Below are 21894 nucleotides of genomic sequence, written 5' to 3'. Positions count from 1 at the left end.
CTTCAGGTCAGGGCGGCGGCCTGCTCGCGCAGGTGGCGGTGCATGCCACCGAACGCGGCGGCGGTGGGCAGGAGCGACTTCTCGATCTTCGTGACCGCGCTGTAGTTCGTGTCGCAGACGTTGGCGAGCGGTGAGCGGGCGATCTGGGTGAGCAGCTGGTAGGCGTCCAGCCGGTCGAGCCCGTACAGCTCGCCGAGCCAGGCGATCATGCCGACCTGGCTGGCCCGCCACGCGTCCTCCAGGGGGCGGGCCGACCCGACGACCACGTAGTCCTCGTCGTGCTCCAGCCTCGGCCACGCCGGGGCGTGCCCCTTGACCAGCTCCACGATCAGCGTGACGTCCATCGCGCCCTCGACCGCGGTGCCGCAGCTCTCGCCCTCACCCTGGCGGTAGTGCCCGTCGCCCACCGAGAACATGGCGCCCTCGACGTTCACGCCCAGGAAGCAGGTGGTGCCGGCGCGCATCTCGGGGGTGTCCATGTTGCCGCCGAAGGTGTCGGGCACGAGGCTCGACCGCACCTCGCGGCCGGGTGGCGCCACGCCGACCGTGCCCAGCATCGGCGCGATCGGCAGCTCCAGGCTGAGCGAGCTGCGCTGCGCCTCGAAGCGGAGGACGCCGCGGGCGCGGTCCAGCTCGTAGATCCAGGTCTGCTCGGGGAGCGGGTCGTTCAGCAGGGCGGTGCGGTCGGTGCCGGTGAGCGCCCCGAAGAACGGGATCGTGCTGGACGCGGCCCAGTCCCGGGCCGGAGTGAGGTCGACGATGTGCAGGGCGAGCGTGTCGCCCGGCTCGGCGCCCTCCACGTAGAACGGGCCGGTCTGCGGGTTCACCTCGGCCATGTTCAGCACCTGCGACGGCTTGTCGGTGGTGCGCTGCAGCCGTCCGGAGAAGGCGTCCTCGGTCCAGAGCTTCAGCACCGTGCCCGGCGTGATCCGGTGGGTCGGCGCGACGCCGCCGAACGTCCACGCGTACTGGTCGGGCTGCGGCCGGAACTCCAGGACGTCCACGCGGCAGATCGTGGGCCCAGGGAAGGGCCCGCGCAAGCCCGGCGCCGGAGGTTCAGGAAAGCCACGTTCAGGGCGTTGCGGTTCCTGAACGTGGCTTTCCTGACCTTTCGGCACCTCGCCGCGGCTCCGGCGCCCCCAACACCCGGGAGATGCCGCGGGCCGCCGCTCGCACCACCGGGATGTAGGCGCGGGCGTCCGAGGCCTCCGCGGGGACCACGACCGAGAGCGCGGCCACGACATCGCCGCGCGGGCCGTGCACCGGCGCCGCGATCGAGAGCGCGATCAGCTCGATCTGGCCGTCGCTCACGGCCACGCCGGTGCGGCGGACCTCGGCGAGCACGCGGCGCAGCTCGTCGGGATCGCACATCGTCTTCGCGGTGAAGCGCTTCAGGGGAGTGGCGAGCACCTGCTCCTGCAGCTCCGGGTCGGCGTTGGCGAGCAGGACGAGGCCGACGCCGGTGGCGTGCAGCGGCAGCCGGCCGCCCACGCGCGTGATCACGTTGACGGCGCCGCGGCCGGAGATCCGCTCGACGAACACGACCTCGCTGCCGTCGAGGACCGCGAGCTGGACGTTCTGCCGGGTGACCTCGTAGAGGTCCTCGAGGAACGGCATGGCCGACTCGCGCAGCCCCAGCCCGCGCGGCGCGAGCGCGCCGACCTCCCACAACCGCAGCCCGACCCGGTAGCGCCCGTCCGTCCCCCGTTCGAGGGCTCCCCATTCGGCGAGCTCGCCGACGAGCCGGTGGGCGGTGGTGAGTGGCAGGTTCGCGCGCCGCGAGAGCTCGCTGAGCCCGAGCTCGGGGCGCTCGGCCGTGAACGCCGCGAGCAGGCGGAGCACGCGTCCCGTCACCGTTTCCGTCACGGGGCGAGTCTGCCGTGCCACTTCCGTTGGCCGGAAGGCGAGTCGAGGACGCGGTCGGCGTGCGTCAGGCTTCCTCGCATGCGTACGCAGGTCGGCATCGTAGGAGCGGGACCGGCAGGCCTGTTGCTCTCCCATCTGCTCGCGCGCGCAGGCGTCGACTCCGTGGTGCTCGAGGCGCGCAGCCGCGAGTACGTGCAGCAGCGGGTGCGGGCCGGCGTGCTGGAGCACCCCACCGTCGAGCTGCTGCGCGAGGTCGGGCTCGGCGAGCGGCTCGACCGCGAGGGCATGCCGCACGAGGGCGTCTCGCTGCGGTTCGAGGGCGAGGACCACCGCATCGACTTCACCGACCTCGTCGGTCGCGGGATCACCGTGTACGGGCAGCAGGAGGTGGTGAAGGACCTGATCGCCAGGCGCCTCGCCGACGGCGGCGACCTGCGCTTCGAGGTCTCCGACGTCACCCTCGACGGGCTCGCCGATTCCCCGGTGATCGGGTTCACCGACGCTGACGGGCAGCGCCAGGAGCTGCGCTGCGACGTCATCGCCGGGTGCGACGGCTTCCACGGGATCAGCCGCGGCTCCTTCGCCCCCGAGGTGTTCGACCGCGAGTACCCCTACGCCTGGCTCGGGATCCTCGCCAAGGCCGCCCCCACCCAGCACGAGCTCGCGTACGCCAACCACGCCAACGGCTTCGCGCTCTACTCCATGCGCAGCCCCGAGGTCACCCGGCTCTACCTGCAGGTCCCGCCGGACACCGACCTCGCCGACTGGCCGGACAACCGGATCTGGGACGAGCTGGGCATCCGCCTGGCCGCCGAGGGGTTCACGCTCAACGAGGGCCCGGTCCTGGAGAAGGGCGTCACGGGGATGCGCAGCTTCGTGGCCGAGCCCATGCGGCACGGGCGGCTCTTCCTCGCGGGCGACGCCGCGCACATCGTGCCGCCCACCGGGGCGAAGGGCATGAACCTGGCCATCGCCGACGTGCGGGTGCTGGCCGAGGCCCTCACCCCGTACTTCGCCCGCGGCGACGAGTCCGGCCTCGACGCCTACTCCGACACGTGCCTGCGCCGCGTCTGGCGCGCAGAGCACTTCTCGTGGTGGATGACGTCGATGCTGCACAACGCGCCGGACGGGGACCCGTTCACCCGCCGCCTCCAGCTCTCGCAGCTGCACTACACCGTGACGTCGAGAGCCGCGGCCACCAGCCTCGCCGAGAACTACACCGGCCTACCTCACTGAGGAGGATCGACATGACGCTCGCCCAGCCCGCCGGCTACCGCCCGCCCCCGCCGGGGACGCATCCGCCGCTCGACCACCCCGGCTACAAGAGCACCGGCCTACGGGCGCCGTCGCAGGCGCCGATCGTGTTGCCGAACCGGCTCACCGAGGTCACCGGGCCGCTGCTGACCGCGGGGCACGACGACCTGATCGGCCCCAGCGACCACGACCTCACCACCCAGCACGCAGGTGAGCCGATCGGCCAGCGGATCGTCGTGTTCGGCCGCGTCCTCGACAGCGACGGCCGGCCTGTGCCCGACACGCTCGTCGAGGTGTGGCAGGCCAACGCGTCCGGCCGCTACCCGCACAAGAACGACAACTGGGCCGGCGCCCTCGACCCGAACTTCACGGGCGGCGGGCGGGTGCTCACCAACAATAAGGGCGAGTACTCGTTCACCACGATCAAGCCCGGCGCCTATCCGTGGGGCAACCACCACAACGCGTGGCGCCCGGCGCACATCCACTTCTCGCTGTTCGGCCGCGCGTTCACCCAGCGGCTCGTCACGCAGATGTACTTCCCGGACGACCCGCTGTTCGACCAGGACCCGATCTTCAACTCGGTCCCGGACCCGAAGGCCCGCCGGCGCATGATCTCGACGTTCGACCTCGAGGCCACCCGGCCGGAGTGGGCGCTCGCCTACCGCTGGGACATCGTGCTGCGCGGCCGCGAGCAGACCCCGTTCGAGGAGCCCCATGAGTGACCTGCTCACCCCGTCGCAGACCGTCGGACCGTTCCTCTCCATCGGCCTGACCTGGTCCGGCGGGCACCTGGTCGTCCCCGAGGGCAGCCCGGGCGCGATCCGCATCTCCGGCATCGTGCGCGACGGCTCGGGCGCGCCGGTGCCCGACGGCGTGATCGAGACCTGGCAGGCCGACGCCGACGGTCGCTTCGACCACCCCGACGACCCGCGGGGCGCCTCCGGCTCCGGGTTCGCCGGCTTCGGCCGCTGCCCGACCGACGGCGAGGGCCGCTACCAGATCGTCACGGTGAAGCCGGGCGCGCTGGGGGACGGGCAGGCACCGCACATCGACGTCACGGTGCTGGCGCGTGGCCTGCTCGACCGCCTGGTCACCCGCATCTACTTCCCGGACGAGGCCGAGGCCAACGCCGCCGACCCGCTGCTGTCGTCGCTGCCGCCGGAGCGCGCGGCCACGTTGCTGGCCGAGCCGGCGGGCGAGGGCGAGCTGCGCTTCGACATCCGCCTGCAGGGCGAGGGGGAGACGGTCTTCCTCCAGATCTGACCGGAGGCTCGATGTCCGACGAGACCGATGCGTGGCCTGCGGCCGATGCGGAGCTGGAGGCCGTCGAGGACGAGTGGGCACGAGCGATCGTCTCGAACGACGTCGCGCGGATCGCCGGCTTCATGGCGGACGACTGGGTGATGGTCTCCGAGTCCGGCGTGACGACCAGGGAGCAGTTCCTGGCCGTGGTGGAGTCCGGGGCGTTGACCCACTCGGCCATGGACCGCGTCGGCGACGCCCGGGTGCGGACCTACGGCGACACGGCGCTCCTCACCGCGCGCATCACGAACACAGCGCACTACGAAGGCAGGCGGTTCGACGCCGACGAGTGGGTGACGGACGTCTTCGTGCGCCGCGGGGACCGTTGGCTCTGCGTGCTGAGCCAGATCACCGCCGTCGCCGGCGCCTGAGACGCGCTCACAGCCACCCGTTCTCCTCCGCGATGCGGGCGGCCTCGGCGCGGTTGGCGGCGCCCGTCTTGCCGATCACCGAGGACAGGTGGTTGCGGACCGTGCCGCCCGACAGGTGCACGGCGCGGGCGATGTCGGCCACGCTCGCGCCGTCGCGGGCCGCGCGCAGCACGTCGCGCTCCCGCTCGGTGAACGGGCTGACTCCGCGGGCCAGGGACTCCGCGGCCAATCCGGGGTCCACGACGCGCAGCCCGGCGTGCACCCTGCGGATCGCCTCCACCAGCTGCTCCGGCGGTGAGTCCTTCACGACGAAGCCCGCGGCGCCTGCGGCCATGGCCCGGGCGAAGTAGCCCGGCCGGCCGAACGTCGTGCACATGACGATGCGGCAGGACGGGAGCGCGGTGTGCAGCTGCGCCGCCGCGGTCAGCCCGTCGGTGCCGGGCATCTGGACGTCCAGCAGCGCGACGTCGGGAACGGTGCGGCGGGCCGCCTCGACGACCTCGCCCCCGTCGCCGACCTCGGCGACCACCTCGATGTCCGGCTCGAGGGCCAGCATCGCGGCCAGGGCGCCGCGGACGAGCGCCTGGTCGTCGGCCAGGAGCACCCGGATCATCACGCCTCCGCGCAGAGGCGGAAGCCCCTGCCGGGCAGGGGTTCCGCGGTCAGGCGGCCGCCCACCGCGGCCATCCGTTCGGTGAGCCCGGTGAGGCCGCTCCCGGCCTCGACCCCGTCGGCGGGGCGGCCGTCGTCGCGGATCTCCAGGCAGCGCGGACCCATCCGGACGACGCAGCGGGTGGCGCCGCTGTGCCGGATCACGTTGGTGACGCCCTCGCGCAGGACGAACGCGAACGGCTCCCGCAGCTCCTCCGCGACGTCGTCGACGGCCTGCGGGAGATCCCCCGCGATGTCCGCCGCCCGCAGCGCCTCGTGGGCCCCGGCCAGCTCGGCGGCCAGCGACGGCCGTCGGTAGCCGGACACGGTGGCGCGGATCTCCGCGAGCGCATGGCGGGACAGCCGCTCGGCGTCGCTCAGCTCGGTGAGCGCTCGGTCCGGATCGGCGCCGCTCTCCAGGATCCGCCGGGCCAGGCCGGTCTTGACGGTGATCGTGGTGAGGCTGTGGCCGAGCACGTCGTGCAGGTCCCTCGCCACTCGGGCCCGCTCGTCGGCCACGGCGAGCGCGCGGATCCGGTCGTGCGCGGCGCGGAGCTGGTTGACCGTGCGGATGAGCTGGGTGACCGTCACGAGCCCGGCGGTCATCATGAGCAGCACGAACGTGTCGCTCCAGTCGACCGCGCCGTCCACCGCCCAGGTGCCGACCATCAGCGCGAGGGCGGTGAGCAGCCCGAGCACCATGCCCCAGCGCAGCGGCAGCAGGATGATCCCGGCTGCCACCGCGTACGACAGCAGTGCCAGGTCGCTCGGGTCGGCGGTCACCAGCGTGAACGCGGCGCCTGCCAGGTACAGCCAGCCGATCGCGAGGGTCCGGACGATCGGCCCCTGCAGCGGGCCGAGGTACAGCGTGAGCAGGTAGCTCACGACGTAGACGCCGGTGACCGCGACGAGCGCGACGCGGCTGCCGGCCGGCAGGCCCCATTCCTGGATGACGCTGCGCACGAGGAAGACGAGGAACACCGCCGCGGCGATGGCGCTGCGCAGGCGGACCCGGCGGGTGGCCGCCGGGTCCTCGGGGGTCCAGACCGGCCATGCCCGGCGATCGACGCCCTGCTCGACGCGCACGTCCCGACCTTACGATCGCCCCGCGCGGTGGCGCTTCACCGCGGCGAGCGTCCACAGCACCAGCAACCCCATCGTGCCGAAGCGGAGCAGCTGCGACAGCCCGGCGGCGGCATCCACCGGCAGCGTGTACGCGACCACCACCCTGGCCACCGCCTCGGCCAGCAGCCCGGCGCCCCACCCGATCGTCAGCATGCGGAATGCGTGCCGGAACTCCGGAACCGCCTGCCAACGGCGCTCCAGCTCGGCCCGGGCTGCCGGCTGGAACCGCGCCGCGGCGTGCCAGATCATCGGGCGGCCGAACCCGCAGCTCGCGAGGAAGATCAGCCCGGCGATCGCGGTGCTGAACGACTCCTTCGCCACCAGGAAGCGGGCGTCCCCGGTGAGCAGCGCGAACCCGAGCCCCACCCCGAACTCGACCAGCATGAACGCGGCGAACCCGTCGAAGCGGCGGGTGCGCAGCCACACGTAGGCGATCCGCAGGCCCGCCGTCACGGTGCCCCCGAGCAGCGCGACGTACGGCGACGCGCCCATGGCCCGCAGGCCGTAGTACGCCACCAGACTGAGCCCGATGTCCCAGAAGAGGCCGAGGAACATCGACCACCGAGGGGCGGCCGGGGCGGGGGAGCGGTCCGTCGTCTGCGTCATGTCCCGAGCCTGCGGCTCGCGCGCCCGCGGCGACCACGACACCGGTCACGACCCGGGCGTGACATCTGTCAGGGCCGGGAATGACGCTCCGCTCACAGCGTTCCCACGAGTGAGCGACAGCGCGTCCCCCACTCCGGATGAAATAAAGGGGGGATCGACTCGGCGCGGCCGGAAGGGCGTGGTGGATATGGCGAGGGCGGTGGTCGCGCCGGCCCGGCTGCGGCCGCGGCACCCGCTGTTCCTGCAGGTCGCCCGGTACGTGATGGTCGGCGGCCTCGGCACGGGCGTCAACGCCGCGACCTTCCTCCTGCTGCGCACCGCGGGGTTGGACGCAGTGCCGGCGAGCCTCGTCTCACTGCTCGTGAGCACCGCCGTGAGCACGGAGGCGAACCGCCGGTTCACGTTCGGGGGTACGGCCGTGCACCCCTGGCGCGCCCGCGTGCAGATCGGCGGCACGGTGCTCTTCTACGCCTTCTACAGCTCCGCCGTCCTGCTGCTGCTCGGGTTGGTCGTCGACGCGCCGACACCGGTGGAGGAGACCGTGGCGCTCGCCGCGGCGAGCGTTCTCGGCGGCGTCGGCCGGTTCCTCGTGATGCGCTACTGGGTGTTCGGCACGGGCGAGGCCCCCGTCCAGCCGGTTGCCGCGAAACCTGGCACCGTGGACGCATGGGACGAACGAGCCTGAGCCGGACGATCGCGGCGGTCCTCGCGGGCGCCGCCCTGTTCCTCACCGCGGGTTCCTGCGGCGGCGGCGATGACGACGACGGCGACGACGCCCCCGGCGTCACGCAGCAGGAGGACGGCGACGGCGACGGCGACGACTGACCTGTGCGGCGGCGCACCGCCGCATAGATTCGGGTCCATGACTGCTACCCAGTCCGGAACCGAGGCCTTCGAGCGCGAACCCGTCGCGCTCACCGAACGGATCACCTCGGACGGATCGTCGGCGTGGCCCGTCGAGCCCGGCCGCTACCGCCTCGTCGTCGCTCGGGCGTGTCCGTGGGCGAACCGGAGCGTGATCGTCCGGCGGCTGCTCGGGCTCGAACCGGTGCTGTCGATGGGCATCGCGGGCCCGCTGCACGACGAGCGGAGCTGGCGGTTCCACAACGATCCCGACAACCGGGACCCGGTGCTCGGCATCGAGTACCTCCGCGAGGCCTACGAGAAGGCCCACCCCGGGTTCGACGGGGGCGTGACCGTCCCGACCGTCGTCGAGGTCGCCACCGGCAAGGCCGTGACCAACAACTTCCAGGACCTCACGCTCGACCTGTCCACCCAGTGGCGCGCGTACCACCGCGACGGCGCCCCCGACCTGTACCCCGAGGCGCGCCGGGCCGAGATCGACGAGATCAACGAGTCCGTCTACGACGACGTCAACAACGGCGTCTACAAGTGCGGGTTCGCCAAGGGGCAGGGAGCCTACGAACGCGCCTACCGCGCGCTGTTCGCCCGGCTCGACGCGCTGTCCGAGCGCCTGGAGACCCAGCGCTACCTGGTCGGGGACACGATCACCGAGGCCGACATCCGGCTGTGGGTCACGCTCGTCCGGTTCGACGCCGCCTACCACGGCCACTTCAAGTGCAACCGGCAGAAGCTCACCGAGATGCCGGTCCTGTGGGCCTACGCGCGCGACCTGTTCCAGACCCCCGGCTTCGGCGACACGATCGACTTCGAGCAGATCAAACAGCACTACTACGGCGTGCACGCCGAGATCAACCCGACCGGCATCGTCCCGCTCGGCCCCGATCCCCGCGGCTGGCTCACCCCCCACGGGCGGGAGGAGCTGGGCGGGCGGCCGTTCGGCGACGGCACCCCACCCGGCCCGCCGCCGGAGGGGGAGCGGGTGCCGCCGCTCGCCTGAGCCGAGCCGGGAGCGGGGCGGCTCCGCGCGCGCTTCCCGGCGGAGGAGGATGGGCCGGGATGACCGTCCGCAAGTCGCTCGCCCTGGCGCTCGGGGTGCTCGTGGCGCTGCTGCTCACCGCGGTGCCGGCGGGCGCGACGCCGCCACCGCCCCCACCTCCGCCCCCGCTCACGGGTGAACACCTGGGACCCGACCGGCTCCCGCACTGCGCCGACGTGGTGGCGGCGATGTCCCCGCGGGACCAGCTCGCCCAGCGGCTGATGGTCGGCGTCGAGGCCACCGATCCGCGTGCGGTCGCCGAGAACGTGCGCGCCACCCAGGTCGGCGGGATCTTCATCGGCGGCAACGCCACCGCGCTGCTCACCGACCAGGCGCTGCGCGGCGTGCAGGCCATGGTGCGCGTCCCGCTCGCCGTCGCCGTCGACGACGAGGGCGGGCGCGTGCAACGCCTCGACATGCTCGACGGCGAGCTGCCCAGCGCCCGCGCCATGGCACGCAGCCGGACCCCGGAGCAGGTGCGTGCGCTGGGCGAGCAGCGCGGGCGGGAGCAGCTCGCGCGGGGCATCACCATGAACCTGGCCCCCACCGTCGACGTCACCGGGAGGTCGACCGCGATCGGCGACCGCTCCTTCGCCGACGACCCGGACACCGTCAGCAGGTACGCCGAGGCGTTCGTCGAGGGGCAGCGGTCGGCGGGCGTCTACACCGTGCTCAAGCACTTCCCGGGGCACGGTCGGGCCAACGGCGACTCGCACAAGGGCCGCGTCACCACGCCGCCGCTGGACGAGATGCGCGGCGACGACCTGCGTCCCTACGCCACCCTGCTCGGCCCGGGCGGCCCGCTCGCCGACGGGCGCACCGGGGTCCTCGTCGGGCACCTGGACGTGCCCGGGCTCACCAAGGACCTGCCCAGCTCGCTCACCCCCGAGGCCTACAACCTCCTGCGCGACGAGATCGGCTTCGACGGCCTCGTCATCACCGACGACCTGGGCGCGATGGACGCCGTCACCGACGAGTTCACCCTGCCCGAGGCCGTCGAACGCGCCCTGCGGTCGGGCGCGGACATGGCCCTGTGGTCGAGCGGAGGCCGCATCACCCCCGTGCTCGACCACCTGGAGCAGGCGAACCTCGACCCCGCCGCGAACGCCGCCGCCGTCTCGAGGGTGCTGCGCGCGAAGCGCGTGTGCTCCTGACACAGCGACTCGCGCGCACTCACACCGCGACTCGCGCGCACTCACACCGCGACTCGCGGACATGCGTCAACCCCCTTCCGCGAGTCGCGCTCTCCGTGTACGCGAGTCGCGCTGTGGGTGCGGGCGAGTCGCGCCCTGAGCGCGAGTCAGCGCTGGTTGCCGGCCCGCTCCATCCCGCGCCGCACCGCGTCGGCCAGGTAGGGGCGCAGGCCCGTGGCGGGCACGATCACGTCCACCGAGCCCACCCGCTGGGCGCGCTCCACGCTGTGGGCGGCGTCGAACTCGTCGGCGACCTTCCCGAGCACCTCGGCCCGCACGCCGGGGCGCAGCGTCGCGAGCTCGTTGGTGAGCCGCGCGGCCTCCTCCTCGGCGCCGTTCTGGTGGGCCTCGGAGATGCGGGCCTCCAGGTCGGCGATCCGCGGGTCGGCGGCCGTGCGCTTGTTGACCTCCCCGGCGAACACGACGGCCGCTGCGGGCGCGCCGCCGATCACCGACGCGTAGGAGCCCTCGACGGCGGCGACCTCCATGTTGTCGTTGAGCGTCCCGCTGAACACCACGAACGCCCCGCCGTGGTAGCGGGAGACGACGCAGAACACGATCGGGCCGTCGAAGTAGACGACCGCCCGGCCGATCTCCGCGCCGTACTCCAGCTGCAGCTGGCGCAGCGACTCCGGTGAGCCGTCGAAGCCGGAGAGGTTCGCGAGGATCACCAGCGGGCGGTTGCCGCTCGCCGCGTTGATGGCACGGGCCATCTTCTTCGACGACTTCGGGAACAGCGTGCCGGCCGTGAACGTGGTCGGCCCGTCCATCGGGAGCGGCCCGCGCCGGGGCAGCGGCCGCGACTCGACGCCGATGAGGGCGATCGGCTGCCCGCCCAGGTGTGCGTCGAGCACGACGACGCCGTCGGCGTCGATCATGTCGACCCAGCGCTCGAGCGTGGGGTGGTCGGCGTCGGAGACCGCGCGCAGCACCGATCGGATGTCGAACGGCTTCTTGCGCTCCGGGTTGGCCGAGAAGACCTCCCCGACGGTCGTGAAGTCGCAGCCGGGCCCGTAGTGCGGCGAGTCGGAGATGTCCCGTTCCACCGGGTCGGTGGTGGGTGCCGGCCGGGGGAACCGCTCGCCGGGCGCGCGGTAGGTGTGCTCATAGTGCGCGAGCAGCACGTCGACGGCCCCGGACAGGTCCGGCGCCCAGTACTGGGCCTGCCCGTTCGGGCCCATGATCCGGTCGTAGCCGCCGATGCCGAAGTTGTCCTCGGCCGACACACCGCCGGAGTAGTCCATCGCCTGCTTGCCGGTGAGCACCATCGCGCTGTCCGGCGTCATCACCAGGATGCCCTTGGTGTGCATGAGCATCGTGGCCTCGGCGTTCCAGTACGGCTGCGCGCCGACGTTGATGCCTGAGACCACGACGTTGATCTCGCCGCCCTCCTGGGTGAACTCGACGATCCCGCGCAGGGCCCGGGCGATCCAGTCCATGTTCTCGACGCCGGAGTCCATGGCGATCTTCGCGCCGGCCGACACCGCGAACCACTCGATCGGCGCGTCCAGCCGCCGGGCCAGCTCGATCGCCGCGAGCACGCGGGCGCACTCCGGCTCCGCGAGCGCGCCGAGGGCCTTGGTCGGGTCGCCGATCAGCACGACGCGGGTCATGCCCTCCGGGTAGCGCTGCGTCGGCGTGGTGACGGTGCCGAGCACGATGTTGGCCGTGTTCTGCCCCGGCGGGCGCTCGACGACGACAGGTGCGCCGTCCGGACCGAGGTCGTACTCGGTGAACGCGCCTGCCGAACCGCCCCGGTCGGGGCTGCGCTGCAGCATCGGCACGAGCTCGTAGGGGTAGACCGCGCCGCGCCTGCGGGCCCGCATCACCTTCTGCGTGTACGCGTCCAGCTCGCGCAGCGGCTCCGTGGGCGGGTCGGTGACCTGCACGGTGAGCCCGGCACCCGGCGGGCGCGACATCCGCAGCAGGTACTCCTTCGGCTCGCCCGTCCCGTCCCCGACGTGCCGGAACTGGACGACGACCTGCTCGAGGCCGAGCCCGACCGAGCGGGGCGCGAGCACCCGCACCACCGAGTCGAGCTCCTCGAACGGGACGTCGACGACCGGCCAGACGTAGAGCAGCACCCGGTTCCAGTCCAGGCGCGCGTCACCGCGGTTCGCGGCGCGGGCCGAGCGGATCGCGTCCAGGCAGGAGTCGAGCACCTGCTCCAGCTGGGGCAGGGCGCGGATGTGGCCCTTCCCCTCGTCACCGTTGCGCAGGATCGTGAGCTCGCGGACGTCCGACAGCGCGATGAGCCGCTTGTCGTCGGGCACGTTGCGCCCGACTGCGCGGAACAGGTGCACGTCGATCGGCGACGGCAGGCGGGTCAGCTCGAAGTCGGCGAGGCGCCACAGGCCGAGCCGTTCGGCGACCATCGGATGCACGCCGCGCAGGGTGCGGTCCTCGACCGGCCGCCGGTCCGGTCCGGCGGTGAACGTGAACCACGCCGACCGCTCGTCACCGCGGGGGCGGCGCACCGCCACCGCGACGCGGGCGAGCCGATCGGGGAGCCGCCCGAGCATCGCGCGGATCTTCTCCGACGAACGCTCCGGGTCGGCGTCGGGCGCCTCCCCGGCGATGATGTAGAGGTCGAGCAGCACGGCGCTGGGCTCGGGCAGCTGCGCGATGATCCGCCGCAGGTCGCCCTGCACGGTCATCGGGTCGCCCCACGCAGGCGCGTCGGGCGCGGTGTGCACGGTGGTGGCCAGCACGGTGAGCTCCTGGCCCCCGTGCTCGTAGCGGGTGGTGAGCAACGGGCGGCCGCCGCGGTCGGTGACCTGCAGGTCGTGCAGGGTGCGGATGCGGTAGTAGCGCCGCGTCATCACCTCGAGCATCGCCGCGTGGTGCTCCGCGCCGAACACCCCGAGGATCGGCTCGCCGGCCGACACGATCGCGTCGATCTGCCGCGCCCGCTCGGCCGGGTCGTCCGACAGCCGGTCCAGCTCCGCCCGCACCTCGGCCTGGCCCTCGGCCCGCTCGGCCGCGATCAGCGGTGCGTCGAACAGCGTGTAGCGCACCCGCCGGGCCAGGCTGCCGACCACCGGGTGCCGCAGCTGGGTGGCCGTGACGAGCCGGTCGAGCATGCGCTGGTAGTCGGCGCGGGCACCGGGCGGGAGCGAGTCGGGGTGCGAGAGCCGCCACTCCAGGAGCTCCAGCACCACCGGCACGTGCGCGGTGGCCCTGCGATGCGCCAGGAACATCCGGTAGAGCGCGCTGTGCAGCGCGTCGGCCGAGACGGTGTCCGACGGCGCCAGGTCCGGAACGCCGTAGTGCCCCAGCGCCCGGCGCAGCCGGTCTCGGAACGACTCCGGCAGGCCCTCGGCGTCGGCGTCGCGCGAGCGGAGGAACGCGTACAGGTACTCCTGCGGGTTGCGGGCCTCCTCACCGGCGGGGTCGACCTGTTGCGTCTCGTCCTCTGGGCCGCGCCGGTTGCGCGAGAGCGCGCAGAGGTCGGCGAAGATGCGCAGCACCGCGGTCTCGCCCGCGAGCACCCCCGGATCGTCCGGGGCGAGCTCCGCGCGCGCCGCGCCGAGCGCGGCGAGCAGCGGCTGGGCGTCGCGCTCGTCGATGTCGTAGCCCAGCACGAGGAAGCGCAGCGACCGCAGCGCGTCGGCGGCCCGCGCGGCCGCGTCGGTCCCGGTGACCGGCGGCCCGGCCAGCTGCGAGAAGTCGGCCCGTGCGCCGGTGGCCGCGCTGCCCGAGTCGCTGTCCGGCTCGAGGCGGACCAGTTTGGTGCCGCCGTCCACCTGCGTGTTCGGCGCGACGAGCACCTCGCGCACCAGACCCGAGACGGGAGCGCGCAGGGCCGTCTCCAGCTTCATGCTCTCCACGACGGCCACGACGTCGCCCGCCTCGACGGCGTCGCCCGGCGCCACCGGGATCGCGACGATCATCGCGGGGGCGGGGGCCCTGACGAGCCCCGCCTCGCCGCCGGAGATGCGGTGCACCGCGCCGTCGACCTCGATGAGGAAGTCCGAGCCCTGCGGCACCGAGAGCACGGAGTAGGAGCGGCCGGCCACGGTGAGCTTGCGCTCGAACCGGCCGGTGCGCTCCGCGTCGACGTCGACGGCCTTGCCGTCCAGCTCCACGTGGTAGCGGTTGCCGCGCGACTGCGCGACCCGCAGCCGGTACGACTCGCCCGCGGCCCGGACGTCCACCTGGTACCAGGTCTCGTGGCCCACCTCGGGGCGCCCGCGCTCCGCGGAGGCGAACAAGCGCTCTCGCTGGCGTGCCACGTGCGCGTCCTGCGCCTCGACCGCCGTGGCGAGCAGCGCGACGTCCAGGCGGCGCGGCGGCTCGTACCCGCCCGCCATCATCGTATCGAGCCAGGTGGTGTCGAGCCGGCCTTCCCGGACCTCGGGGCGGTCGAGCAGGTCGAGCAGGAACGCCTTGTTCGTGGTGCCGCCGTCGATCACGGCGGCGGTCTGCTTGAGGGCCCGCGAGAGCCGGGCGCGCGCCTCGTCGCGGTCGCGGCCCCACGCGATCACCTTCGCGATCATGGAGTCGAACTGCGGCGGGATCACGTCGCCGGTTGCGACGCCGGTGTCGACGCGGACGCCGGGGCCGCTGGGCAGGGCCAGGTGCTCGATCCGGCCGGGCGCGGGGGCGAAGCCCTGCTCGGGGTCCTCGGCCGTGAGCCGGGCCTCGATCGCGTGGCCGCGTGCCGGCGGGGTCTCGGGGGCGATGTCGGCGAGCTTGCCGCCCCCGGCGACGTGCAGCTGCAGCTTGACGATGTCGACGCCGGTGGTCGCCTCGGTGACCGGGTGCTCCACCTGCAGCCGCGTGTTGACCTCGAGGAACGACAGCAGCCGCTCGCTCGGCTCGTACAGGAACTCGACGGTGCCCGCGTTGACGTAGCCCGCGGCCTGCACCAGCCGCGCGGCCGACGTGCGCAGCAGCTGCTCCTGCTCGGCGTCGAGCGCCGTGGATGCCGACTCCTCGATCACCTTCTGGTTGCGCCGCTGCACCGAGCAGTCGCGGACGCCGAGCGTCCAGACGTCGCCCGCCGCGTCGGCCACGACCTGCACCTCGACGTGGCGCCCACCGGGGATGGCCCGCTCCAGGAACACGGTGGCGTCGCCCGCGGTCTTCGAGGCCTCGGAGCCCGCCCGCTCGAACGCCTCGGCCAGCTGGTCCGCCGAGTCGACGCGGCGGATGCCGCGCCCGCCGCCGCCGGCCGTCGCCTTCACCATGAGCGGGTAGCCGATCCGCTCGGCGTGCTCGCGGGCCGCGGCGAGGTCGGCGACCGGCCCGCCGCTCCACGCGGCCATCGGCACGCCGACCTCCTCGGCCAGCAGCTTGGACGCGATCTTGTCGCCGAGCCGCTCCATGACCTCGGGCGAGGGCCCCACGAAAACGATGCCGAGCTCGCGGCACAGCCGGGCGAAGTCGGCCTTCTCGGAGACGAAGCCCCAGCCGGGCCAGACGGCGTCGGCGCGGGCGGCCCGCAGCCCGCGTTCCAGCTCCGCGTAGTCGAGGTAGGGGCTCGTGGCGAACGCCTGCTCCGGGTCCTCGGGTCCGATCAGCACCGCCTCGTCGGCCTCGCGGACGAACATCGCGTGCCGGTCCACCGCGGTGTAGAGCGCGATCGTGGTCAGCGGACCCGCGCCGTTCCCGTCGGCCAGCTCCGCGCCGTCCGCTCGCGATCCCACGCTCCGCTCGGCGTTCCACTCGCGCACCGCGTGGATCAGGCGCATCGCGGGTTCGCCGCGGTTGACGATGGCGACCCGTTGGAACGTGTCCGTCACGATCTTCTTCACTCCCCGTCGCTGGTGACCGGTGCACCGTACGCCGCGCCCACCCAACTCGACGCCACCCGCGTCGCACAACCGACAGGCGGGGGACGCCGGGCACAATGTGGCGGTGCTCAACGCCTCCGTGCGCTCGGCGAACCGGGACGGTCTGACGTTCGACGTGCGCGAGCTGGGCCCGCCGGGCGGCGATCCGGTGCTGCTCCTGCACGGGTTCCCGCAACGGGGCGACTCATGGCACGGCGTGGCCAACCGGCTCGCCGAATCAGGCTTCCGGACGCTCGCCCCCGACCAACGCGGCTACTCCCCGCGCGCCCGCCCGGCCGGCCGGAACGCCTACCGGCTGGGGGAGATGGTCGACGACGCGCTCGCGGTGGTGGACGAGCTGGTCGGCCCGGGCGCGCGCGTGCACCTCGTCGGGCACGACTGGGGCGCCGCGGTCGCCTGGCGGCTCGCCGCGCGCCACGGCGAGCGCGTCCGCACCCTGACGGCCGTGTCGGTGCCCCCGCCCGCTGCCTACCTGCGCTCGCTCGTGACCACGCGGCAGGGGCTCGCGTCCTGGTACGTCTACGCGTTCCAGCTGCCCTGGCTGCCCGAGCGGCTGCTCGGGGCGAACGGTGGCCCGTTCTCGCGGCGGCTGGTGGCGTCGCTGCGCCGCACCGGCCAGTCCAAGGAGGCGGCGCAGCGCGACGCGGCGGGCCTCGCCGACCCGGCCGCCCTCAAGGCCGCGATCAACTGGTACCGCGGCGTGTTCTCCGGGCCTCCCGGTGACACCGACCCGCCGGTGCAGGTGCCCACCCTGTTCGTCTGGAGCGACGGAGACACCGCGCTGACCCGCCAGTCCACCGAGCTGGTGCACAAGCACGTGACGGGGCCGTTCCGGTACGTCGAGCTGCGGGGCGTGAGTCACTGGATCCCCGACGAGGCCCCCGACCAGCTGGCGGACCTCATCCTCGAACACGTCGCCGAGCACCCGGCCTGACATGGAGATCCTCTCCGGACGGGTGTTGCTGCGACCCCTCGACATGCAGCGCAGCCTCGCGTTCTACCGCGACGCGCTCGGGCTCGCGATCGCCCGCGAGTTCCCCGGCGGCACGGTGTTCTTCCTCGGCGGCGGATACCTGGAGCTCTCCGGGACCGCGGACGCGCCCGCAGGCCCCGCGGTGGCGCTCTGGCTGCAGGTCCGCGACCTCGCGGCGGCCCACCGCCAGCTCGCCGACCACGTCGTGCGCGAGCCGCGGCTGGAGCCTTGGGGCTTGCACGAGATGTGGATCAGCGATCCGGATGGGACGCGGATCGTGCTGGTGCAGGTGCCGGAGGACCATCCGATCCGCCGGGATCCGCGGTGAGGTGCCCGGTGGTCGAGTAGGGCCGGCCCGTATCGAGACCACCATCCGGAAGAGCCGGCCGCCTGCGTCACGGCCTCCTGTCTCAAGGTGTGCCTTGTCAGGGCCTCCTGGCGGCGCCGCGCATTGTGCGGGGCCGCCCCTCACAGCTCAAGGGCGCTGCGCGTCGCTTCGCGATCGCTGGCGCGCCCCTTGATCTGTGAGCCTCTGCGGCCCCTTGAGGGCAAGCTGTGCGGGCAGGCCCAAGGGCCTGCCCTCTTGGTGCGCGGCGCCGCCAGGAGGCCGGTGTCGGGCATCTTCTTGTCGTCGTGCATCTGGTTTGGGCTCGCGCACCTCTTGTCGGGTCGCACTGCCGGTCGACGGGCAGCGTGGGCCGAGAACGCGTGCGTGAACCTTGCGGATCACCGCGAGCAGTACACAACGGCCTTGCCCGCGACGCTGGCGTGCTCCTCGCGCCGATCAGCCTGGCCGCGTCCTGGCTCCCGCCCCATGATCAGCGGTTCGGTGCGTTCCCGGCTTGTTTCGGCCGTTTTCGCACCGAAGCCATGATCATGGTGGTGAGGCCGGCCTTCGGTGGCGCCGCGCGCCGAAGGGGCAGGCCCGGGCCTGCCCGCGAAGCGGCCCTGCATGATGCGCGGCGCCACCGAAGGCCTGGTGCCTCACGCGGCGCGCGCGGCCCGTGCCCTCCCGGTGGCGCGGACGGCGTCGGCCTGGGCGGCGCGCGGGGTGAGCGCGGCGATGGTGGTGCCGATGACGGCGGCTCCCGCGGCGGCCAGGAAGATCACCGTGTAGGCCGACCCGGCCGGCAGTGTCTGGCCGCCCACGGAGGTCGTGAGGCCGGTGGCGATCGCCGCCACGAACGAGCTGCACGAGGACGTCCCGAGCATCCGCATCAGGGTGTTGAGGCTGTTGGCTGCCGCGGTCTCGCCTGCCGGCACCGCCTCCATGATCAGCAGCGGGATGGCGGAGTAGGCCAGCGCCGCGCCGATCGCCGTGGTGGTGGACGCCGCGACGATCAGCGGGAGTGCTCCCGGGAGCGTCGCCATCAGGACGTTGCCCAGTGCGAGGATGGTTGCGCCGAGCACGAGCGTGGTGCGCGCCCCGCGGCGCCGCGAGACCCGGGCCGACACGGGCGAGAAGATCGTCATCGCCCCGCCGATCGGCAGCAGCACGAGGCCCGCCGCCACCAGCGAGAGCCCGAATCCGTACCCGGTGGCGCGTGGAGCCTGCAGGATCTGGGTCGTCACGAGGAAGCCCGCGAACATCCCGAACCCGATCACGATGGACGCGATGTTCGTCCACAGCACGGCGGGGCGGGCGGAGACCCGCAGGTCGACGAGCGGCCGGGGCGTTCGGAGCTCCCAGGCGAACCACAGCGCGAACAGGACGGCGGAGGCGACGAGCAGCCCGAGCACGACCGGGCCGCCCCAGCCCCACTCGTTGCCCTTCGAGATGGCGAGCAGCAGGCAGATGAGCGCGGCGGACAGCCCGAGCGCCCCCGGCAGGTCGAACCGGCCGCCGGAGCGCAGCGGCGACTCCCGCACGACGAGGAGCACGAGCAGGAACTGCACGGCGCCGAGCACCGCGGCGCCTGCGAATAGCCACCGCCAGCTCGCCTGCTGCGCCACCGCGCCCGTGAGCGGCAGCCCGATCGCGCCACCGATCCCGAGCGACGAGCTCATCAGCGCGATCCCGCTGCCCACGCGCTCGGGCGGGAGGAGGTCGCGCATCACGCTGATCCCGAGCGCGATCACGCCCATCGCGACGCCCTGGAGCGCCCGCGCGACGATGAGCACGCCGATGTTGGGGGCGGCGGCGCCGAGCGTCGAGCCGACCGTCACGATGCCGAGCCCGACGAGGAGCATCCGGCGTTTGCCGTACATGTCGCCGAGCCGCCCGAGCACCGGCGCGCACACGGCGGCGGCCACCAGCGTGGCCGTGACGAGCCACGCCACCGTCGCGGGCGACGCCGACAGCAGCTGCGGGAACACCGGCAGCAGGGGCACGACCAGCGTCTGCATGAGTGAGACGGCCAGCCCGCACGACGCGAGAACGCCGATGACGGCTGTCGGCCGGGAGGACGTCACCCCATCAGGTGAGCACGGGTCGTTGGCATCCGGCAAGCATGTGGAATCGGGAACAGCTCGTGATACAGGCTGGTCTGCACGGGCGCCGCCAGGCATCCTGTACCGGTCAAGAGGGTCACCGTCCCAGCGACGCGGCGTGGCCGGCCCACCTTGCCGACGCTGGGAGCGCCGTGAGCACCGCCTTCTCCGACGAGTCCGACGGGCTCGGCCACGAGGCATCCGTCGTGGAGCTGCCTCGCATCGAGCCACCCCCCGATCTCACGATCAGCACGCTCGGAACCGCCCGGATCACGTCCCCGATGGCGACCCTGCTGGACGCCACCCGGACCACCGAGCACTACATCAGCGAGAACGACCGCGTCCTGCTCGACGACACCCTCAGCGGCATCTCCTCCCGCGGGGTGGTGCCCGACCAGCTGCCGGGGATGGAACCGTGCGGCCCGCGCCGGAAGATCTTCTTCGACCCGGCCAAGACGCGTGCGGCGATCGTCACGTGCGGCGGGCTGTGCCCGGGCCTCAACGACGTGATCGCAGGCCTCGTCCGCACGCTGACCTACCACTACCGGGTGCGGCGCGTCGTCGGCATCCGCAACGGCTACCAGGGGTTCGTGCCCCGGTACGGCCACGACGTCGTCGACCTCACCCCGGAGTCGGTGCGCGACATCGCGACCGACGGCGGCACCGTGCTCGGCACGTCGCGCGGGCACCAGGACCCCGACGAGATCGTCGACTGCCTTGAGCGGCTGCACATCAACATCCTGTTCGTGGTGGGCGGCGACGGGTCGATGCGCGGTGCGATGCAGATCGCGCGCACGATCGCCGACCGCGGCCTGCTCATCGCGGTCGTCGGGATCCCGAAGACGATCGACAACGACATCCCCTACATCGACCAGAGCTTCGGCTTCCAGACCGCGTTCAGCCTGGCCAGCGACGCCATCCGGGCGGCGCAGGTGGAGGCGAAGTCCACGGCCAACGGGATCGGGCTGGTCAAGCTGATGGGGCGGCACTCGGGCTTCATCGCCTGCTACGCGGCGCTCGCCCGCAGCGGCGCCGATGCCGTGCTGATCCCGGAGGTCCCGTTCGCGCTCGACGGCGAGCACGGGCTGCTCGCCCACGTGCGGCGCCGGGTGTCCGAGCGAGGGCACGCGGTGGTGGTCGTGGCCGAGGGCGCCGGTCAGGAGCTGCTCGGCGGGGTCGACGAGGACGCGCGGGACGCGTCCGGCAACGCGCGGCTGCAGGACATCGGGCCATGGTTGCGGCGGCGGATCACCGACCACTTCTCCGACGCAGGCATCGAGACCTCCATCCGCTACATCGACCCGAGCTACGCGATCCGCAGCGTGCCGGCCAACCCGTACGACTCGGTGTACTGCGTGCGGCTCTCGCAGGCGGCGGTGCACGCGGCGATGTCCGGGCGCACCGAGATGGTGGTGGGCCGCTACCGGCGCCGCTTCGTGCACATCCCGATGGGTGTGGCCGTGAGCAGGCGCAACCAGGTCGACCCGCACGGCGACCTGTGGATGGCGGTGCTGGAGTCCACCGGGCAGCCTGCGCGGTTCGCCTGACCGCTCCCGGGCATCCCGGGGGGCATGAGCTTCCCGAGCACCGCGATCGTCACGGGTTCCGACTCCGGCATCGGCCGCGCGACCGCCGTCGCCCTCGCCGAGGCCGGCTGCGACGTCGGCGTGACCTACCACTCCGACGAGGCCGGTGGGCAGGCCACCGCCGAGGAGGTCCGTTCCCGCGGCCGCAAGGCCGAGGTGCGCCGCCTCGATCTCACGGACCTGCCCGCCGCGGCCGCCGTCGTCGACGAGCTGGCCGATGCACTCGGCGGTGTCGACGTCCTGGTGAACAACGCCGGCACGGGCACCTCCACCCTGCTCGTCGACATCGCCTACGAGACCTGGCGCAACGTGCTCGCCACCGATCTCGACGGCGCGTTCCTGTGCCTGCAGCGGGCCGCCCGCCGGATGATCGACGCCGGTCGCGGCGGCCGGATCGTCAACATCACCAGCGTGCACGAGCACCAGCCGAAGATCGGCGCTGCTCCCTACTGCGCCGCGAAGGGCGGCCTCGGCCTGCTGACGAAGGTGGCCGCGATCGAGCTCGCCGAGCACGGCATCACGGTCAACTCGGTCGCACCCGGCGAGATCGCCACCCCGATGACGGGCCAGGAGGACGAGGACCCGCGCGGCACGGAGCGCCCCGGAGTGCCGGTGGGCCGCCCCGGCGATGCGCGGGAGATCGCGGCGGTGGTGGCGTTCCTGTGCTCGCCGCAGGCGGCGTACGTGACCGGGGCGTCGTGGGTGGTGGACGGCGGCATGACGCAGATGGGCCCCACCGGCGGCGCCCACCTCGAGTCCGACGCCTGGCGCCGCCCCTGAGCCGCTGAGCGGTCGCGTCGCAGCTCACGGCCGGGTCGATCGTCGCCCGGCGGAACCGG

19 protein-coding genes are annotated in these 21894 nt (G+C 73.2%); 12 read left to right on the top strand and 7 right to left on the bottom strand.

From position 1 onward, the window contains the following. Positions 1-2 precede the first annotated feature (2 nt). On the bottom strand, positions 3-1004 hold the full coding sequence (locus tag FB388_RS27235; RefSeq protein ID WP_142104981.1) for an acetamidase/formamidase family protein: 1002 nt from the start codon (positions 1002-1004) through the stop codon (positions 3-5). 67 nt (positions 1005-1071) lie between these two features. Continuing rightward, positions 1072-1866: an IclR family transcriptional regulator gene (locus FB388_RS27230; RefSeq protein ID WP_246122449.1), complete on the bottom strand. Its 795-nt coding sequence runs from the start codon at positions 1864-1866 to the stop codon at positions 1072-1074. Positions 1867-1944: 78 nt separating this feature from the next. On the opposite strand from FB388_RS27230, the gene FB388_RS27225 reads away from it, so the two are divergent. The 4 genes from FB388_RS27225 to FB388_RS27210 are packed head-to-tail and all read left to right on the top strand — an operon-like array spanning position 1945 to position 4793. Beyond that, positions 1945-3102: a 4-hydroxybenzoate 3-monooxygenase gene (locus FB388_RS27225; protein ID WP_142104979.1), complete on the top strand. Its 1158-nt coding sequence runs from the start codon at positions 1945-1947 to the stop codon at positions 3100-3102. An 11-nt stretch (positions 3103-3113) separates the two neighbouring features. Next, positions 3114-3842 (top strand): protocatechuate 3,4-dioxygenase subunit beta, encoded by a 729-nt coding sequence (gene pcaH, locus FB388_RS27220; RefSeq protein ID WP_142104978.1) that lies wholly within the window; start codon positions 3114-3116, stop codon positions 3840-3842. Then, positions 3835-4383, top strand: coding sequence for a protocatechuate 3,4-dioxygenase subunit alpha (gene pcaG, locus FB388_RS27215; RefSeq protein ID WP_142104977.1), 549 nt, complete (start codon positions 3835-3837; stop codon positions 4381-4383). The genes pcaH and pcaG overlap by 8 nt, the downstream gene beginning before the upstream one ends. Positions 4384-4394: 11 nt before the next feature. Next, the gene (locus FB388_RS27210; protein ID WP_142104976.1) at positions 4395-4793 is read left to right on the top strand and encodes a nuclear transport factor 2 family protein; all 399 of its coding nucleotides are present in this window, start codon (positions 4395-4397) and stop codon (positions 4791-4793) included. A gap of 7 nt (positions 4794-4800) precedes the next feature. On the opposite strand, the gene FB388_RS27205 is transcribed toward FB388_RS27210, so the two are convergent. The 3 genes from FB388_RS27205 to FB388_RS27195 are packed head-to-tail and all read right to left on the bottom strand — an operon-like array spanning position 4801 to position 7175. Then, positions 4801-5406, bottom strand: coding sequence for a response regulator transcription factor (locus tag FB388_RS27205; RefSeq protein WP_142104975.1), 606 nt, complete (start codon positions 5404-5406; stop codon positions 4801-4803). Beyond that, complete coding sequence (locus FB388_RS27200; RefSeq protein WP_246122448.1) at positions 5406-6530, bottom strand: sensor histidine kinase; 1125 nt, start codon at positions 6528-6530, stop codon at positions 5406-5408. The genes FB388_RS27205 and FB388_RS27200 overlap by 1 nt, the downstream gene beginning before the upstream one ends. A 9-nt stretch (positions 6531-6539) precedes the next feature. Continuing rightward, positions 6540-7175, bottom strand: coding sequence for a VC0807 family protein (locus FB388_RS27195; protein ID WP_170225851.1), 636 nt, complete (start codon positions 7173-7175; stop codon positions 6540-6542). 187 nt (positions 7176-7362) lie between these two features. Here FB388_RS27195 and FB388_RS27190 point away from each other — a divergent pair, with 187 nt between their 5' ends. From FB388_RS27190 to FB388_RS27180, 4 genes are read left to right on the top strand one after another with little or no spacing between them, the layout of a single operon-like run. Next, positions 7363-7860, top strand: a complete 498-nt coding sequence (locus tag FB388_RS27190; RefSeq protein WP_170225850.1) for a GtrA family protein — start codon at positions 7363-7365, stop codon at positions 7858-7860. Beyond that, positions 7842-8000, top strand: a complete 159-nt coding sequence (locus FB388_RS39640; RefSeq protein WP_170225849.1) for a hypothetical protein — start codon at positions 7842-7844, stop codon at positions 7998-8000. The genes FB388_RS27190 and FB388_RS39640 overlap by 19 nt, the downstream gene beginning before the upstream one ends. Before the next feature lie 37 nt (positions 8001-8037). Continuing rightward, on the top strand, positions 8038-9036 hold the full coding sequence (locus FB388_RS27185; RefSeq protein WP_142104972.1) for a glutathione S-transferase family protein: 999 nt from the start codon (positions 8038-8040) through the stop codon (positions 9034-9036). Between the two features lie 59 nt (positions 9037-9095). Continuing rightward, the gene (locus tag FB388_RS27180) at positions 9096-10229 is read left to right on the top strand and encodes a glycoside hydrolase family 3 N-terminal domain-containing protein (RefSeq protein WP_142104971.1); all 1134 of its coding nucleotides are present in this window, start codon (positions 9096-9098) and stop codon (positions 10227-10229) included. Positions 10230-10375: 146 nt separating this feature from the next. On the opposite strand, the gene FB388_RS27175 is transcribed toward FB388_RS27180, so the two are convergent. After that, positions 10376-16015, bottom strand: a complete 5640-nt coding sequence (locus FB388_RS27175) for an ATP-binding protein (protein WP_281290478.1) — start codon at positions 16013-16015, stop codon at positions 10376-10378. Between the two features lie 115 nt (positions 16016-16130). Between FB388_RS27175 and FB388_RS27170 the strand changes: the two genes are divergently transcribed. After that, positions 16131-17000 (top strand): alpha/beta fold hydrolase, encoded by an 870-nt coding sequence (locus FB388_RS27170; protein WP_211362235.1) that lies wholly within the window; start codon positions 16131-16133, stop codon positions 16998-17000. Between the two features lies 1 nt (position 17001). Then, the gene (locus tag FB388_RS27165; RefSeq protein ID WP_142104970.1) at positions 17002-17367 is read left to right on the top strand and encodes a VOC family protein; all 366 of its coding nucleotides are present in this window, start codon (positions 17002-17004) and stop codon (positions 17365-17367) included. Between the two features lie 656 nt (positions 17368-18023). Here FB388_RS27165 and FB388_RS27160 read toward each other — a convergent pair. Next, positions 18024-19451 (bottom strand): MFS transporter, encoded by a 1428-nt coding sequence (locus tag FB388_RS27160; protein WP_246122447.1) that lies wholly within the window; start codon positions 19449-19451, stop codon positions 18024-18026. A gap of 224 nt (positions 19452-19675) precedes the next feature. Here FB388_RS27160 and FB388_RS27155 point away from each other — a divergent pair, with 224 nt between their 5' ends. Both FB388_RS27155 and FB388_RS27150 read left to right on the top strand, forming a co-directional pair. Beyond that, on the top strand, positions 19676-21016 hold the full coding sequence (locus FB388_RS27155) for an ATP-dependent 6-phosphofructokinase (RefSeq protein WP_425468590.1): 1341 nt from the start codon (positions 19676-19678) through the stop codon (positions 21014-21016). A 24-nt stretch (positions 21017-21040) separates the two neighbouring features. Further along, the gene (locus FB388_RS27150; RefSeq protein ID WP_142104967.1) at positions 21041-21835 is read left to right on the top strand and encodes an SDR family oxidoreductase; all 795 of its coding nucleotides are present in this window, start codon (positions 21041-21043) and stop codon (positions 21833-21835) included. The last annotated feature ends 59 nt before the right edge of the window (positions 21836-21894 follow it).

Origin of the sequence: Pseudonocardia cypriaca, from assembly GCF_006717045.1 — a bacterium.
In the GTDB taxonomy this organism is placed as follows: domain Bacteria; phylum Actinomycetota; class Actinomycetes; order Mycobacteriales; family Pseudonocardiaceae; genus Pseudonocardia; species Pseudonocardia cypriaca.
This window is presented reverse-complemented; position numbering and strand designations above follow the sequence as displayed.